This is a genomic window from Micromonospora mangrovicola, from assembly GCF_047200535.1.
Classification (GTDB): Bacteria; Actinomycetota; Actinomycetes; order Mycobacteriales; family Micromonosporaceae; genus Micromonospora.
Genome location: NZ_JBJZOG010000255.1, coordinates 1 through 697 on the forward strand (window position 1 = coordinate 1; position 697 = coordinate 697).

A 697-nucleotide genomic window follows, 5' to 3' on the forward strand; every position below is an offset into this window, starting at 1 on the left:
CCAGGCCGTGCCGGTGTCGGACGCGCAGGCGCCTTCCTGGTCGAGTAACCACGGCAAGGAGGGCGAGGGCGACGGCGGTGCGCTGCTGGTCGAGCGCGGCGGCAGCGCGCACCTGAAGGACGTGAAGCTGACCCGCAACAACGCCGAGAACAACGGCGGCGCGATCGCCAACTACGGCCGGGTCGACCTCGTCGACAGCAAGGTCGAGGACAACCACGCCCAGAAGGACGGCGGCGGCATCTTCAACAAGGGCGTCCTCAAGGTCGAGGCATCCCAGATCGACAACAACACCGCCGGCGGCAACGGCGGCGGCATCGCCAACGGCGAGGGCAAGAAGGACGACCACGGCAAGTACGGCCACGACACGAGCAGCTACGGCGCGGACCTCAAGGACCGCAAGGACCGCAAGGACCGCAAGGACCGCGACGAGGCCGGCACCGTGGAGATCATCGGCTCCGTCAAGGGCAAGGACGCCGTCCGGAGCACCATCGAGAACAACCGGGCCGGCAAGAACGGCGGCGGCCTGTTCAGCTCCGGCGGCTTCGTCAAGATCACCTTCACCGCCATCAAGGGCAACACCGCCTGCGAGAACGGCGGTGGCATCTACGCCGAGAACACCGACCTCAAGCTCGAGAAGGTCACCGTCGCCAAGAACCACGCCGACAAGGACGGCGGCGGCATCGTCAACACCGGCGGC

1 pseudogene is annotated in these 697 nt (G+C 67.7%); it reads left to right on the plus strand.

Going from position 1 to position 697, the window contains the following annotated elements:
* Window positions 1–13 precede the first annotated feature (13 nt).
* Window positions 14–697 (plus strand): annotated as a pseudogene (locus ACL02O_RS34350) (hypothetical protein); the annotation flags it as partial.